Origin of the sequence: Catellatospora methionotrophica, assembly GCF_011297335.1 — a bacterium.
Taxonomy (GTDB): Bacteria; Actinomycetota; Actinomycetes; order Mycobacteriales; family Micromonosporaceae; genus Catellatospora; species Catellatospora methionotrophica.
Genome location: NZ_JAAOTJ010000001.1, coordinates 978,069 through 993,100, shown reverse-complemented (window position 1 = coordinate 993,100; position 15,032 = coordinate 978,069). Strand labels below are relative to the sequence as shown.

The 15,032-nt window shown below is 67.5% G+C and carries 15 protein-coding genes and 1 pseudogene; 10 read left to right on the top strand and 6 right to left on the bottom strand.

The features are described from left to right. Nucleotides 1–26 precede the first annotated feature (26 nt). The gene (locus tag HAV40_RS04275; protein WP_166379142.1) at nucleotides 27–1,973 is read left to right on the top strand and encodes a sensor histidine kinase; all 1,947 of its coding nucleotides are present in this window, start codon (nucleotides 27–29) and stop codon (nucleotides 1,971–1,973) included. Here the strand turns inward: HAV40_RS04275 and HAV40_RS04270 are convergent. Beyond that, entirely contained in the window at nucleotides 1,899–2,504 is a 606-nt protein-coding gene (locus HAV40_RS04270) for a response regulator transcription factor (protein WP_166379140.1), read from the bottom strand. The two genes, HAV40_RS04275 and HAV40_RS04270, sit on opposite strands and share 75 nt — an antisense overlap. Before the next feature lie 525 nt (nucleotides 2,505–3,029). Between HAV40_RS04270 and HAV40_RS39140 the strand changes: the two are divergent. Beyond that, nucleotides 3,030–3,134, top strand: a pseudogene (locus HAV40_RS39140) (transposase); the annotation flags it as partial. A gap of 16 nt (nucleotides 3,135–3,150) precedes the next feature. Here HAV40_RS39140 and HAV40_RS04265 read toward each other — a convergent pair. Genes HAV40_RS04265 through HAV40_RS04255 form a run of 3 tightly spaced genes read right to left on the bottom strand, consistent with a single transcriptional unit; the run spans nucleotide 3,151 to nucleotide 4,342 of the window. Then, nucleotides 3,151–3,447 carry a VOC family protein gene (locus HAV40_RS04265; RefSeq protein WP_166379138.1) on the bottom strand — a complete coding sequence of 99 codons (297 nt, stop codon included), beginning with the start codon at nucleotides 3,445–3,447 and terminating at the stop codon, nucleotides 3,151–3,153. Beyond that, nucleotides 3,444–3,788 carry a DUF1801 domain-containing protein gene (locus HAV40_RS04260; RefSeq protein ID WP_239086718.1) on the bottom strand — a complete coding sequence of 115 codons (345 nt, stop codon included), beginning with the start codon at nucleotides 3,786–3,788 and terminating at the stop codon, nucleotides 3,444–3,446. The genes HAV40_RS04265 and HAV40_RS04260 overlap by 4 nt, the downstream gene beginning before the upstream one ends. Before the next feature lie 14 nt (nucleotides 3,789–3,802). Further along, nucleotides 3,803–4,342, bottom strand: a complete 540-nt coding sequence (locus tag HAV40_RS04255) for a dihydrofolate reductase family protein (RefSeq protein WP_166379136.1) — start codon at nucleotides 4,340–4,342, stop codon at nucleotides 3,803–3,805. Between the two features lie 119 nt (nucleotides 4,343–4,461). On the opposite strand from HAV40_RS04255, the gene HAV40_RS04250 reads away from it, so the two are divergent. From HAV40_RS04250 to HAV40_RS04235, 5 genes are all read left to right on the top strand, one after another. Beyond that, nucleotides 4,462–5,064, top strand: coding sequence for a TetR/AcrR family transcriptional regulator (locus tag HAV40_RS04250; RefSeq protein WP_166379134.1), 603 nt, complete (start codon nucleotides 4,462–4,464; stop codon nucleotides 5,062–5,064). A 638-nt stretch (nucleotides 5,065–5,702) separates the two neighbouring features. Further along, the gene (locus tag HAV40_RS04245) at nucleotides 5,703–6,371 is read left to right on the top strand and encodes a hypothetical protein (RefSeq protein WP_166379132.1); all 669 of its coding nucleotides are present in this window, start codon (nucleotides 5,703–5,705) and stop codon (nucleotides 6,369–6,371) included. A 144-nt stretch (nucleotides 6,372–6,515) separates the two neighbouring features. Continuing rightward, complete coding sequence (locus HAV40_RS38795) at nucleotides 6,516–7,064, top strand: DUF4241 domain-containing protein (protein WP_275413499.1); 549 nt, start codon at nucleotides 6,516–6,518, stop codon at nucleotides 7,062–7,064. After that, on the top strand, nucleotides 7,061–7,189 hold the full coding sequence (locus HAV40_RS38790) for a DUF4241 domain-containing protein (RefSeq protein ID WP_275413498.1): 129 nt from the start codon (nucleotides 7,061–7,063) through the stop codon (nucleotides 7,187–7,189). Before HAV40_RS38795 ends, HAV40_RS38790 begins: the two co-directional genes overlap by 4 nt. A 298-nt stretch (nucleotides 7,190–7,487) precedes the next feature. Further along, nucleotides 7,488–8,123, top strand: coding sequence for a transposase (locus tag HAV40_RS04235; RefSeq protein ID WP_166379130.1), 636 nt, complete (start codon nucleotides 7,488–7,490; stop codon nucleotides 8,121–8,123). A 43-nt stretch (nucleotides 8,124–8,166) separates the two neighbouring features. On the opposite strand, the gene HAV40_RS04230 is transcribed toward HAV40_RS04235, so the two are convergent. Continuing rightward, complete coding sequence (locus HAV40_RS04230; protein ID WP_166379128.1) at nucleotides 8,167–9,018, bottom strand: alpha/beta fold hydrolase; 852 nt, start codon at nucleotides 9,016–9,018, stop codon at nucleotides 8,167–8,169. Between the two features lie 302 nt (nucleotides 9,019–9,320). Beyond that, nucleotides 9,321–10,820, bottom strand: coding sequence for a GMC family oxidoreductase (locus HAV40_RS04225; RefSeq protein ID WP_239086717.1), 1,500 nt, complete (start codon nucleotides 10,818–10,820; stop codon nucleotides 9,321–9,323). Between the two features lie 855 nt (nucleotides 10,821–11,675). On the opposite strand from HAV40_RS04225, the gene HAV40_RS04220 reads away from it, so the two are divergent. The 3 genes from HAV40_RS04220 to HAV40_RS04210 all read left to right on the top strand — a co-directional run bounded on the left by HAV40_RS04220 (nucleotide 11,676) and on the right by HAV40_RS04210 (nucleotide 14,929). Continuing rightward, the gene (locus HAV40_RS04220) at nucleotides 11,676–12,680 is read left to right on the top strand and encodes an HD-GYP domain-containing protein (RefSeq protein WP_166379126.1); all 1,005 of its coding nucleotides are present in this window, start codon (nucleotides 11,676–11,678) and stop codon (nucleotides 12,678–12,680) included. A gap of 36 nt (nucleotides 12,681–12,716) precedes the next feature. Further along, nucleotides 12,717–14,198, top strand: coding sequence for a GGDEF domain-containing protein (locus HAV40_RS04215; protein ID WP_166379124.1), 1,482 nt, complete (start codon nucleotides 12,717–12,719; stop codon nucleotides 14,196–14,198). 299 nt (nucleotides 14,199–14,497) lie between these two features. Further along, the gene (locus tag HAV40_RS04210) at nucleotides 14,498–14,929 is read left to right on the top strand and encodes a MarR family winged helix-turn-helix transcriptional regulator (RefSeq protein WP_166380069.1); all 432 of its coding nucleotides are present in this window, start codon (nucleotides 14,498–14,500) and stop codon (nucleotides 14,927–14,929) included. The last annotated feature ends 103 nt before the right edge of the window (nucleotides 14,930–15,032 follow it).

The following is a 15,032-nucleotide window of genomic DNA, read 5'->3' as shown; positions in this document are numbered from 1 at the left end:
CACTCTATCGAGGTCACGGAGGCGGAGTGGGGCGACGGGCCACCACGGCCCAGGCGCTATTGATCATCACCCTTGCCGCCTGGTTCGTGGCTCGCAGTGGATTCGTCTTCTCCGGCGAGTACGGGCCATCGGGGCTCACCGCACTGTCAGGCCTCATCGCCGTGGCAGCGGTCGGCGGTCTCGCGGCGACGGTGCTGGTCATCGGCGCACGGCGGCTGTCGCCGCGGGCGAACCTGTGGGCACTGGCCGGGCAGGCGCTGCTGGCGTTCGGCCCGTACCTCCTGATCGGTGAGGTGTGGGGGCCGGTCGCCGGAGCGGTAGTCGCCTCGGTGCTGTTCACCCTGCCGCACCGGATCTCCTGGCTCTCGGCCGTCATGGTGATCGCGCTCGACGTCGGCCTGAGCGCGGTGTTCGGCCGGGTGGGCGCGGACGGGCTCGCCCTGGTCGGCAGGCTGGTCATCGACGTGCTCGTCGGGGCGAACCTGTTAGGCGTGCTGCTGCTCACCGACGTGACCCGGCGCCTGACAGCCGAACGAGCCGCTTACGCAGCCCTCGCGGTGGCCGAGGAGCGCATCCACAATGCCGAACGGATGCGAGTCACGCTGGGCGCCGACCTGTCCTCGGTGGTTCGGCTGAGCCGGCTCGGCCTGGACGGCGAGCAGGCACGGGCCCGGCTGGCCGAGATCGCCGTGACCGCTCGGCGAGCGGCGCACACGGCACGGTCGATCATCGATACGCGGCGGGAACTTGCCGGCGGGCAGACCGACCCGGACGCCTCCGCGTTCCCGTCGACCACGATCTCGCCGCGGCTGGCCTGGTTGTTCACCCTGGCGACGACCGTCAACTGCGCGCTGCTGGTGCTGGTCAACTTCGCGTTCTACGTTCGGCCGAGCTTCGCGGGGTGGGTGCTCGTGCTGCTGACGCTGGCCGGGTGCGCGATCCTGCAGATGTACCACGGTGCTCCTCAGGTGACCGGTCGCCCACCCCGCCGGTGGCGGTGGACCCTGCCCCTGCACCTGGTGATCCTCGCGGTGGCGGTCGCGCTGACCGGCCCGCATTTCGCCCCCACGATCACGTTGGCGGCCGGGGCGGCGCTGTACCGGTGGCGTCGGCCGTGGTCGTTCGGTGTCCTGGCGATCGTGACGGCGGAGCTGCTGCTGGTTCTGCCGTCCGGCGCAACCGTGGGGGACCACGTCTACCTGGTCGCGAGCCTCACCGGGGCACTGATCCAGGCGTACGCCTACTGCCGCCTGCCGGAGGTGGCGCGCGAACTCGCGCAGGCCAGTGCCGGACTGGCCCGGCTGGCGGTGGTCCGCGAACGTCTCCGGGTCACCCGGGACGTCCACGACCTGCTGGGGTTGAGCATCACGGCGATCGGCCTGAAATGCGAGCTGATCACACGGCTCGTCGACGCCGACCCCGTCCGGGCCCGGCACGAGTTCCGCGAGCTGGGCACACTTGCGCTGCGCGGGCTCGCGGACATCCAGGCGGCAATCTCGGGCGCCCCGGAACTCCGGCTCGCCGAAGAGCTCCGGGCGGTCTGCTCCCTGCTCGACGCGTCGGGGATCCACGCCGAGGTGGCGGTCGGCGCCGCCGCCCTGCCGGCCGACATTGACACGCTGCTGGCCACGGTGGTGCGGGAGGCGGTCACCAATGTCGTCCGCCACACCGCCACCGCCACCACCTGCAAGATCACGCTGACCACGCGGGACGGGACGGCACGGCTGCGCGTCACCAACGACGGTGAACCCGGCCTCGCCGCCGCCGGCGCCGGAACCGGGTTGGTCAACCTGCGGGCCCGGCTCGCCGCCGCCTGCGGTCGACTCAGTGCGGAGTCCGACCACGACGGTTTCGTGCTCACCGCATACGTTCCGTTGCGGCCCGCTCAGCGTGGTCGGCTACACCCAGCCGGCCTCGGCCGCGATCCTGATCGCGTCGACCCGGTTCCTGGCGTCGAGCTTGGTCACCGCTGAAGCCAGGTAGTTGCGGACCGTGCCGTAGGTGAGGAACAACTTCGTGGCCACCTCGCGCGGCGTGGCTCCCGCAGCGGTCAGCCGCAGCACATCGGTCTCCCGCTCGGTCAGCGGGCTGCGGCCGGAACCGAGCGTCGCGTAGGCCAGGTGGGGGTCGATGACCCTCCCACCAGCGGCCACGGCGCGAATCGCGTCGACAACCTCGCGCGGCCCGCAGTCCTTGAGCATGAATCCGGCCACCTGCGCCTGCACTGCACGTCGCAGGTTGGCCGGCCGTCCCACCCCGGTCAACACCAACGTCCGGCAGGTGGGCAGCTCGCGCTGCAACTGCAACGCGGCGTCGATCCCGTCGAGGCCCGGCATCTCGATGTCGACCACGGCCACATCTGGCCGGTGCCGCAACGCGGCCGCGACGACCTCGTCGCCGCGCTCGACGGTCCCCACGACCTCGATGTCGTCCTCGAAGCCCAGCAGCTCCGCCAGCGCCTCCCGCAGCACGCGTACGTCCTCGGCCAGCAACACCCGGATCATCCGCGCTCCCTTCGCCGCCGGCCAGCATACGTCCACCCGCGCGTGCCCGGCGCGCGGCGACCTCGCCGCCGCCGGTCCCTGGTCCGTCCGCGCCCGCCGCAGATCACAGGGCGATCGACGTACAGGCCTCGACGTGTTCGATGATCTCCTCGGCCGTCCAGGATCGCCCGGCAGGCCAGTAGATCTCGTCGCTGATGTGCGGACATCCGGTTCGCCGCTCCAGACCCTCCAGCCGCCAGTTGATAGATCGTTTGTCCCCGCCTGCAGCGGCCAGGAGTGTGCGCACGATGTCGGTCGCGGCGTCTTTCGAGGCGGATCAGGCAGCCGACTGGACCCTACGTAGTCAAAGTAGTCCTCGGCGGCGACGCCGAAGTTCGCCCACCGCTCCCGGACGGCGCACTAATCTCCAGGTCACGGGCGGCCGTGACCAGCCCAGTCCGCAGACGCGGCGTGTCGCTGATCGATATAAAGCGAGATCTCCGGTAGACCGTCCAACGACGAAGAAGAACGCAAACCGGCTACCACGTGGCCACCATACCGGCGGCGAGGTGGCAGGACCTGACCGATGCGCAGTGGGCGGCGCTTGAACCGCTGCTGCCCAAGGGCCGCAAGCCAGGACGGCCGCCGAAGTGAGACAAACGACAGCTCAGCGACGGGATTCGCTGGCGGGTGCGGGTCGGCCTGCTGTTGCTTCACCCACTGGCCGCGGCGGAAGCGACGGCACACGGCCGTGACCACGAGCGCGGCCGTTGACCGTGCAACTGCCAAGGCCGTCGATGGTGACGAGGTCGATGAGGGACGTGCCGGCGCGCAGCTGCAGCAGGCCGACGTCCTCGCGGCGGTCCTCGACCGTGCAGCCGAGGACGTTGCGGTAGAAGGTTTCCATCGCGGCGGCGTCGATGACGCGCAGGACGACATGGTCGATGGCGCTGAGGGTGATCATCGGGTCTCCAGGGCGAGGGCCTGGTCGAGCCAGGCGGTGAACAGAGCGGGGTCGATGTCGGCAGGGGCGCGCAGTTTGACTGCCGCCATGGCTCGGGCGCCGGGCTGCAGGCGGCCGGACGGGTCGGAGATCTCCTGGCCACGCCACAGGCCGAAGGTCACGTATGTGCTGTGTGCCTTGAGGTAGGCGACCGGGGTGTTTCCTGGCTTCGGGCCCAGGCTCCACACCGGGTGACCGTGCCAGAGCGCGCCGCGGCCGGGCAGCACGCTGTCGATCAGCGGGGTGAGGGTGTCGGTGACCTCGCGCTGGGCTGCGGGCAGGGCGGTGAGGTAGCTGTCCACGATGATGATTCCTCCTAGACGGTGCGGTAGGTGGCGTGCACGACGCCGGTGCTGAAAGTGGCCGAGTGGACCAGCGCGAGGCTCTGCTGCTGGTCGCCGTCGAACAGCCGCTGGCCCTTGCCCACGACGATCGGGTGGATGAGCAGGGAGATCTCGTCGAGGAGATCGTTGGCCAGCAGCCAGCGCGCCAGGGTCGGGCTGCCGGTGACCGAGATGTTCTTGCCGGGCTGCTCCCTGAGTTGCCTGATCTGCCCGACGGGGTCGGCCCCCGGCAGCGTGGTGTTGCGCCAGTCGGCGGAGCTGAGCGTGCGGGACACGACGTACTTGGTCGTACCGTTGATCTGGTCGGCGAACTCGACGTCACTGCCCTGCGTGGACCAATGGGCGGCGAACTCCTCGTAGGTCCGGCGGCCCAGCAGCAGCGCGTCGGACTCGGCCATCTGGGTGCCGACCGCGGCGCCCATCTCGCTGTTGAAGTACGGGAAGTGCCAGCTCTGGGGGGACTCGACGACGCCGTCAACGGAGATGAAGTAGCTGGCGACAATCTTGCGCATTGATGATCCTTTCATTGTAGCGATACGCTACGTATCGTTGCGTTGGTGACTGTAGGGGCGGTGGGCGATTCTTGTCAACGCGAAACGTTGCGTATCGTGGATGGGGTAGGATCAGCGCCATGACCCCCGCCCCGAACCCGGACCGGCGCAGCGCCCAGGCCCGCAGGAACATCCTCGACACCACCATCGAGCTGATCGCCCGCAACGGCCACGCCAACGTCACCATCGAAGCCATCGCCGCGGCGGCCGGCGTCGGCAAGACGACGATCTACCGCTGGTGGCCGTCCAAAGGCGCCCTGGCGCTGGACGCGATCAACGACCACGTCGGCGAGGCGCTCGACTTCCCGGACACCGGAGACGTCGTCGCCGACCTGCGCGGCCAGATCACCGAACTGGTCAACCTGCTCAACGGCGACATCGGCGTCGTGTTCCGCGGCGTGATCGCCGAAGCGCAGAGCGCCCCGGCGATCGGCGCAGCCATCCTCGAAACGATCATCGAACCCCGTACCCGAGCGTGCCAGGCACGGCTGGTCACAGCCGTAGCCGTCGGTCAGTTACGCGCCGACATTCCCACCCGGGCCATGGTCGAGCTGCTCTACGCCCCCGTCTACTATCGACTGCTGCTCGGCGCCGACGCCCTTCGCCCTCAGGACGTGCCCGACCTCCTCGATCACTGCCTCACCGGACTCCGATCGCCAGCCGGCGACCGTATGGCGCCATAGCGGCTCGGGATGCGTTCGAACGACAGCGGCTGCCCTGGCCGTGTGCGTCGGCGGACACCAGTGCCGCCAGTCGGGTCCGAGACCCCCGCCCTGGTAACCGCCGGCCGTTCGCCGGCGCGACCGGGCCGTCGGTGCCTACCATCCCCCTCAGCAGACGCGGCGGGCCCGGAGCCGGGCGACCTCGGCAAACGTTGCCTATTACACCGCTGGCCCTCACAACAACCCTGGGGGTCAAGGGGTCGTCGGTTCGAATCCGGCTAGCCCGACAGGGTAAATATGCAGGTTAGAAGGCTGTTCCCGGTCAGGGGATCGGCCTTTCTTGCGTCTGGGGGACCAGTTGGTGGGCTGGAAGCGCATCTTGCCGCTGGTCAAGTGGCCCAGGCAATGCAGGCGCCGGACAGAGTGCCCACCGCATGAAGATCGGGCCGCACCGGCGACGACGAGCGCACCACATCTCCGGATCTGCCGGGACTGACCCAAGCCACGGCGACGCGGACGCTTCGCGGGCTGGGAGGCAGACGTCCGCCCTGCCGCGAGAGGAGTGCGACGCAGCGGCATGGCGGCCTGGCATTGGCTATTCGGTCTTGCCGCGATGAGTGCGGCGCGCCCATCCGAACGCCTGGTCGTACGATGCTGGCGTGACTGTCTACGACATCGCTGCGCAGATGCCCTCTATAGAGGTGCTGCGGCAGCGATGCAAGGCGTTGGCAGTCCTTGACGCGATCATCGGAGGCGACTACTACACCTACAACCGCGCGTGGGGCAATGGCGAGGCGGCGTCGATGCGCAACGGCAGCGGCGAGGAGTACGACATCGTCTTCACGGCCGACGGTGCCTTCATCCGTGGCGTCTACCACGAGTCTTCGATGTTCTCCTACACAGATGGGCAACTGTGGCCAGGCCTGCTCGACGGCTTGCCGGACGTGTTCCGGTCCCAGGTTTCCGAGCCCGCCTTCAGTCATCCGGATGGCACGCTGAACGCCAGCTTCGTCCTGTGGCGCCGTGCGGGCGACGAGCAGTGGCAAGCCGGAGATGACATCGATTTCTCGCCTGCGGACGACGACGAGGTGAATCCGGACGGCTCCTGGCTGCTGGACATCCTCCTTGACGACATCGCGGGGAAGTACCTCGAGTACGCCGAAGACGTCCACGAGGTCGACTTGGTTCGGTCAGTGGTCGAACACATCGTTGCGTTCCTGCCCCTCAGTGAAGAGGTAATTCGGGCACTCAATCCCGAGGCCGAACCGACTTACATCCGGGCGAAGGCGGAGGAGTACGGCTATCCGCTGGCAACCGTGGCTGGGTAGAGGTCAACGACCACCGGCACTGAGACGTCGCATCTGCGGCGAGCCGGGCGGCCATGCCGAGATCAGTGCGTCAAGTGTGGCCGGCCAGCGGAGGTTCCAATCGGCTGGCACTACGATGGCCGCTTGGTTCATAGAGTGCCTGGTGTGCTGGTAGAGCTGGAGGGGTGTATGCCGTATCTGCCGGACTTGGCCACGGTGTTGGCTGACGGTGCTCGGATCACTCGAGACGACGTCGAATATGTCGTTGAGGCTCGTGCGGTGGGCATGGTGGCGTTGCCGAGCGGTCAGGTTGTCGGCTGTGATCCGTTGGTCGACGCGGTGGCAGCGATGCCGTTCACGGTCGCGGTTGCGCCCGGCCGGTATCGGTTGCGCGCATGGGTCGCGGCGGTACACCAGAGCGGGAGCGATAAGCAGGATCGCACTGCCGCTCTCCAGCTCGTTGTCACCGATCAGCCTGCGGTGCGCTGGGAGCTGGCGCTAACGGATGGGCAGGACCCCGCCGAGCTGGGAGCGGACGGGTTCTTCGGCTATCCCGTTGATGCGGGCGTCGGCACGCTGGCGGACATGGTGGCGGTGCAGGCGCTTGCCCGTGGGAGTTCGACCAACTGGACGAGGTCTACATCCCGGCACAGGTTCCTCCGGCACCCGCCGCAGTCGATGCCCTCACCGATGAACCCACCGGAGCGAACGTGATCACCGTAAGCTCCGGCTGGGGCGACGGTATCTACCCGACCTTCATCGGCTATGCCGCCGAGGGCAAGGTGACCAGTTACGTCACTGACTTCCTGGTGATCCCAGATCTGCCGACACTGATCTGACGCGCACATCTGCCGCGAGTCACACGGTCGTGACCCTAGCGCCGCACACAGGGGACCAAGCGGGACTCGTTCAACGGTCACCAACCGCAAGTGCGGCGACAAATGTCCACATACGACTCATGCACCTAAAGATCTTGGAAGATTGACTAAGTCATCGCAAGATCAGCGACAGAGCCCGTTCACTCCTGCGCGCCTCTGTACTCCAGCGCGTACGTCGACAGCAGGTCGGGGTGTTCCTGGCTTACGTGTCCCCGCGCGGGCGTGCGCTTGTCGACCGCAGGCTGTACCTGCCCAGGTCGTGTCGGACGACGAACTGCGCTGCACCGCCGCCGGAGTCCCTGACACGGACGAGTTCGCCACCAAACCCGAATTGGCAATGGCCATGATCCGCCAAGCCGTCGACGCCGGGATGCCGGCCGCGTTCGTCACCGGCGACGAGGCCTACGGACTGGACCCGCTACTACGCGCTGGCCTGCAAGACCTCGGCCTGGGCTACGTCCTGGCGATCGCCCGCAACCGCCGCATCCCGGTCAGCGACGCCCACACCGAACGCGTCAACCAGGTAGCCGTCGACCTCAGCGAACACCTCCAGCGCGGCCAGCCGCACCAGGGTGCCTGGATCACCCGCGCGCCGTGGCGGTTCGCTCACCGTGGGTGGCTGCATCGGCACACTGACGCAGCCGAGTCGCCGCAGCCACGGACAGGTCGCCACCGCGTCGCAGGCGGCCCGCGGCGAACCGGACGCGCCTCAACGCCTGCAACAGCGGTCGGTGGTTGCCGAGATCGTGACGTTCCTGGAGCTACCGCGGGTGGGGCCGCCGCTGTCACCTGTAGTCCAGGCGGTCCTCAGCCCCATGGTGAAGAACACCGAAGCTCCCGCAGATGCGGGCTTCGCGCTCTGCGGGAGCTTTGGTATGCGAGCTCATGCTGGTGACGGCCCCTTTGGATACGGGCCGTGCAGTCCCTACCGGCCAGGCCTACTTCGAGGCGTTGGCGGCCTCGATGATGAGGTCGGCGACTGCGCCGGGTTGGGATACTGGGACGGCATGGGATGCCTTGACTTCCACGGTCTTGGACTTGGCGCGTTCAGCCATGAACTTCTGGGCGGCCAGCGGGATCGCCTTGTCGTCGGTGGCCAGCAGCGCCCACGACGGAATGACCTTCCAGGCTGCCTCGGCCGCCTTGCCCTCCAGTGCGGCGGTCGCGGCCGGACGTTGGGTGGCCGCCATCAGGGCCGCGGTCGGTGCGGGGACATCGGCGGCGAAGTGCTCCCGGAACGCCTCCCGCTTGACGTACAGGTCGGTGCCCTCGCCTCCGCCGGGCAGCGGGAACGGCACGGATTGCAGGTTCGTTCCCAGCGTGTTGCCCGGGAACTTGTTGACCAGCTCCGCTGTGGTCTCGCCGACGTCCGGAGCCAGCGCAGTTATGTAGACCAGGGCTTTCACGTCCGGATCACCTGCGGCGGCGCTCGACATGACGGCCCCGCCGTAGGAGTGCCCGGCCAGCACGATGGGGCCTTCTACGCTGTTGAGGACACTGCGCAGATATGCCGAGTCCGTTGTCAGGTCCCGCAGTGGGTTGGCTGGCGCCACCACAGGGTATCCCTCGGCCTGCAGACGTTCGATCACGCCGTTCCAGCTCGACGCGTCGGCGAATGCGCCGTGCACCAACACCACCGTCGGCTTGTCCTGCTGTTGAACGGGCTGGGGTTCTTCGGCGCGCGCAGATGTGGCGAAGGAGTTGGCCAGGATCGGTGTGGTCACGGCGATAGCCGCTACCAGCGCACTGGTCAGGACTCCGAACGAACGCGTTGTCGATGTGAACTTCATGTTCTCTCCTTCGAAGGTTCGCGCCACGCCACCGTCGAACTTGCGATGGTGCTTGCTCAAGCATTGGTAATGCGAGACGTGATGCGGTCCGAGCGGGCGCAAGAGGCAGATGCGCTATTAGGGCGATTCGTCGCCGCCATCGGATGCTGCGCTGCGGACGCCATTCTACGCCCGTTACGGTATTCCTATACCGGTTTGATATGAAAGCTAGGCACGGTTGCCAGGCGGCCATGGCCGGGATAGTGCCTGCCGTAGACCCTGCGAGCATCGCGGCCGTGCGGGGCATGGACGTGCACAGCCCGCTAGACCCCGGCCCGGATCAGTTCAGCGCCGCGCTCGGCGATCATGATGGTGGCGGCGTTGGTGTTCACGCTGACAAGTGTCGGCATCACCGACGCGTCGATGACGCGGAGGTTATTGATGCCATGCACCCGTAGCTGCGGCGTGACCACGGACTGGTCGTCAGTGCCCATCCTGCAGCTTCCGGCCGGATGGAAGTAGGAACCCGTTCCTGCGCGGACATACTCTTCGACCCCGATGTTGCCGCCTGGGAGCCGTTCCGGTCCGCGCCAAGGATCGAATGCCGCACTCGTGGCGATGGTTCGCGCCTTCTCCACGCCCTCGGCCAGGCGACGCCGATCGCTGGGGTCAGCCAGATAGTTCGGATCGATCAGCGGACCGGTTTCAGGGTCGCCGTCCGCCAGTCGGATGGACCCTCGGCTGCGGGGCACGACGGTCACACCGAAGGTGAAACTGTTCTGCGGAGTGCTGGCCGCTGGCAGATAGTGGAAGGGCACGTGCAGGAACATGATCTGCGCGTCCGGCCCACCGACGGCTTCGCTGCTGCGATAAAGCAGCGAAGTCTCCGCATGGTTGGCGTTGCCGGGCGGAATCTGTCGAGTGGACTCATAGACCACACTGGTCAGCGGATGGTCCTGCAGGTTCTTCCCGACACCGGGAAGGTCGTGCACCACCTTGACGCCCGCCTGTCGCAGTTCGTCCGCGGGCCCGATCCCCGACAACAGCAGAAGGCGCGGTGAATCCACCGCGCCGGACGACACGATCACCTCTCGGTTGGCGCGTACGTCGACAAGTTCGCAGTTATGGCGCACGAGGACACCCGTGCAGCGTCCATCGCGCACGAGCAGGCTTGTCGCGCGCGACTCGGTCCACACCGTGAGGTTGGGGCGGCTCAGCGCAGGTCGCAGGTACGCGACCGCGGTACTCTGCCGCTTTCCGACATTGATGGTCAGGTCATGCCAGCCGACACCCTCCTGCAGCGCGCCGTTGAAGTCTTCGGTGACCGGATGGCCAACCTGTGCGGCGGCGTCCACGAACACCTGCGACAGCGGATTGGGCGTGGTCGACCTCTGCGGCAGCAACGGTCCGCGGAAGCCGCGATACCGCAGATCCCCGTGCGGCACGGTCTCCATCCGCTGGAAGTACGGCAGGACGTCGTCATACGCCCAACCAGGTGCGCCGTCCTGGGCCCACGTGTCGAAGTCGTTGCGATGGCCACGCAGGTAGACCATGGCGTTGATGGAACCGCTTCCGCCGAGCGTCCGCCCGCGCGGCCAGTCGCGCTCCAGGCCGTCCATCGCCTCCTGCGGTACCGTCCGGTACGCATGATCGACTTCGGTGCCCCACAGTGTGGGCCAAGCCGGCGGCACGTGAATCTCCGGGCGGGTGTCCGCGGGGCCGGTCTCCAGCAGCAGGACGCTCGCATCCGGCTGTTCAGACAGCCGTGCCGCCAGGACGCAGCCTGCCGAACCGGCACCGATGATCACATAATCGAATTCCACGCTTCCCCCGATTCGAATGCGCTAGCCAGCGCCGCGCCGCGCCTGGCCACGGCCGCGTAGCAACGGCCGGATGGACTTCTGACGTCGACCGACGCTTCGGCGAGGTAGACCGCAGAACGACCATGCGGCTTCTGGCGACGTCAGGCTGAGCCTTAAAAGCTAGCTTACGTTTAGCTTGTGCACAAGCTTTCTGTGGGCTGCGCCCAGTTGTTGGCTGCGTCGTGGACAATCGCGTCGGCTCGGGTCGAGGTGCTTCCGGCGGTCTGCTTCGCCCGGAGGTCGTGACTTCGGGTGACAGCACGCGAGTGCTGCGCCGTCCCAAGCCCGCAATTCTCATTCCCCTCGGTGATCTGTCTTCGGCCAGCTGACATCGCGCATATGCCAACAATCCCATCTCCCTCGGGCGGAGGGTCAAGCCGCGATCTCAGGTGAGGGTGGCGGACCGCGCGGCCAGCTGGGGAATATCTCGCTCGCCAACCATCGTTCCGTAATCGGAACGCTAAGCGATCGCTCGACCAGTCAGCCGATCGAGCGTCAAAGCTAAAACGCCCAAGGAGACACGGGTCGGTTGAAAGAGCCAGCTCGCGCCGCCTGGATCGGGGGAACCGGCGCCGTGTTTTATGGCTGATCGCGAGAGCGGCCGGCGGCTCGACGCGACCCCCAGCCGAAGTGACTGTCATCTAGACCAGCTGGAAGGTCCACGTTCGTTGACCTGGGCGGCAGCCCCACCGTGAGTCAACACAATTGACTTCAAATTACGACCAAATACCTTGTACACGAGGAACACGTGGACTAGGTTTTTACCATACAGGCGGGGCCAGGAACCAGCTCCCGCGCACTCCCTGAGGAGGAACCATGGGCAACACAGAGCAGCCGGCAGTCGTGATGGTGTTCGCTGAACCGTCCACTTTGAGTGAAGCGGTCGAACTCCTGCGGCGAGACGGCCGCCCAGTGGCCCCGACGAACTGGAGCTGGGACACGGCTTCGACTGCGGCGCACGTGCAAACGCTCCTCGGCGGCATCGGCGGTTCGATGATCCTCGTCGGGCATCCCCGCCGCGGTACCGCGATCTCAGACACCGATGCCGACCGTTCGGCCGTCATGGCGCTGGTGTGCATCGAACTGCTGGCTCTCCGGGCGGGCCGGCCCACCGTGGAACCAGGCGGCGACTTCCCGGGCGACACGCTCGTCTCCAGCCCGGCATCTGCGCGGCGCGAACGCACGACACCGGTCGACTCCGAAGGCACGCTCCCACAGGACCTGGTGTGGATGGCCGACAAGATCGACGCCGTCCTGAGCGAACGCGAGCACGGCACGGCCGTCGCGCGGTGGGCCGAACAGACCGCCGCGCGTCTGGGTCTTGATCGGCGGACGCAGCTGCGCGCGGCCGCCGCGGGACGCCTGCACGACGTGGGGAAGATGAGCATCGACGAGTCGCTGCTGGCGAAGCCCGGCCGGCTCACCGCCGATGAGTGGGTCCAGATGCGCCGCCACCCGGACGAAGGCGCCCGGCTGCTCGTGGAGATGAACCGGCCGGATCTGGCCCCGCTGGTCGCGGCACATCACGAGCGGTATGACGGCAACGGCTATCCGCGCGGCCTGGCCGGCGCCGACATCCCGGTCGAGGCGCGGATCATCGCGGTGTGCGATGCCTGGGCCACGATGCGCGTCGACCGGCGGTACGCCCGCGCGCTCGGGGTCGGCGAGGCGCGCAAAGAGCTGGAGGCGGGGCGTGGGACGCAATTCGATCCCCGTGCGGTCGACGCCTTCCTCGGACTTGCCGACGAGGGGGCCATCGACGAGCCCGCACTGCTGTCCGAGTACGGCAGCCGACAGCCGGCCGGGCACGGCCGCTGCTGATGCTGCGCCGACTCTCAAGCAAGGAGGACTGCCGACATGACCGCAGCAACAGGACTCGTCGATGAGGTCGCCCAAGCCGTGCGCGCCTGTGAATCCGTCTACCGAACGTGCAATGCGGTGGTCGACGCCGTCAGCACCCGCACGGGCGCCTCGGTGAACGTTCTGCTGATCAACGCAAACCATCTGTACCTGGGTGCCTGCAGCGGTGTCTGGCACGCGCCGCAGGCAGTACGCATCGACTACGGCATGGCCGGGCAAGTGCTGACAACCGGCCATACGATCGCGCGCCGCGGCGCTGCCATCGGCTGCCCCGGCCAGCACGCGCGCCGACCGGTCGGCTCGATGATCTGCGCGCCAGTACGCGGCACGCACGAGACCGTCATCGGCGTGGTCACGGTCGAGTCCGACGTCGCCCTGGCCGATCTCAAGCACTGGGCATCGGTGCTGGCCGAGATCGGCACGCTCCTGGGCGCGCGTATCCACCAGCTGGATGGCCCGTCCGAGCCGAGCCCACCCCAGTGGCTGCTCAGCCACACCTTGAGTATCGCCACCGCCAACGACCTCACGGAACTGGCAGCCCGCTTCTGCCGCGCGGCGGTCGACCTGTCCGGGCTGCGATGCGCGGTGACGCTCATCCGTAGGGCCAACGACCTCGTCGACAGCGGTCCGCCGCTCACCGTCGTGGCGGACCACTGCGGGTCCGGCTCCCGGCGACTGGTCGACACCATCGGCGCCCTCCCGCCGGAAAGTCTGTCCAAGCTGATAGACGCCGCAGCACGACACCAGTCCGCATACTCACGAGGCGAAGTGGGCATCGTCGGCCTCGGCGGTTTCGAACCACTCGTCGACGTCGGCGTGCGCACTCTGGTCGCCGCCACTCTGCCGCCGGGCACGCCGCATCCTGACTTCGACGCCGCTACGCTGATCATGGACGAGCTCTCGGTCCAGCCGCTCCCGGACACAGCCGTCATCCTGGAACTGCTGATGATCAACGCCGTCGCTTCCTACGAGCGCATGTCCACACAGCACAGGCTGCAGACTCTGGCCGACTCCGACCCGCTCACCGGGCTGCGCCACCGCCGCCCACTGGCCCGGAGACTGGCCTCCGGCGCTCCATGGTCCACCGCGGTGCTCGCCATCGACATCGACAGCTTCAAGGCCATCAACGACACGTGGGGCCATGACGTCGGCGATCGTGCGCTCATCGAGGTGGCCGACGCCATCCGTCAGGCGCTGCGCGAGGGTGACGAGGTGTTCCGCGTCGGCGGTGACGAGTTCGTCGCGTTACTGAATGTGGCCAGCCGGGACGAGGCACTGCAGATTGCGAACCGGATAGCGGCTGCGGTGGCCGATGGCGGCCGGACCATCAGCGTCGGGGTGACACTGCGGCAGCTGGAGGACGCGGAGACGACTCTGCGGCGCGCCGATGAGGCGCTGTACGCGGCAAAACACGGCAGAGAGCACCACCTCGGCGGTCAATCGGTGTCCGCACGAGGCGCCTGCGGGCAGGTCCGCTGATCCTGCGCGGGCCGGGTGGCGCGCGGCCCGCGCAGAAATGCGGGGCCGAGTGCAGCCGCCATGATCACGTCGATCATGCCAGCCGCCTCACCAGGCGAACATGGGGCGGTCCTGCCGACGGATACCTTGTGCAAGAGTAAACCGTGCTAAAGTTAGTTTGTTGGCGGTGCTGACGCCGCAACGGGCTGAACGAGGCCGCGTGAGCGAGTCGCAAGCACTGTCGATCGAAGCCCGATACGGACGCAGGAGGTCTCGTGACGCAGTCACCAATACGCCCGAATGAGCCCGACTACGCCTCGATGCGCCTAGACGACCAGTTCTGCTTCGCGCTGTACGCCGCCTCGCGCGCCGTGACCAGCGCCTATCGCGTCCTCCTCGAACCAGTAGGGCTGACATATCCCCAGTATCTCGTGATGCTGGTTCTCTGGGAGCGCAAGACCGTCACGGTAAAGGACCTCATTTCCGCTCTACAGTTGGAGTACGGCACCCTGACGCCCTTGATCAAGCGGATGGAGACGAACGGGCTGATCACGCGTCGACGTCGAGGCGAGGACGAACGTGTTGTCGAGGTCGCACTCACCGCGGAAGGTGAAGCACTCAGGGAACGCATCCGTTGCGTGCCGACGACGATCGGTGAAGCGTCAGGACTCACCCAGGAGGAGATCGCCATAACGCGGATGCTGCTTCGGCGCCTCACGGCGAACGAGCTCGCCTTCGCGGCGGCATCCTGATCTCCTGACGGCGGCCGACCGTCAGCTTCGCCACCAGGCTGTGCCCGCAGCGCAGATGGACCATGACGGGCGGCGCCTGCCGGGCGGGTGACAGCTTGCGCCA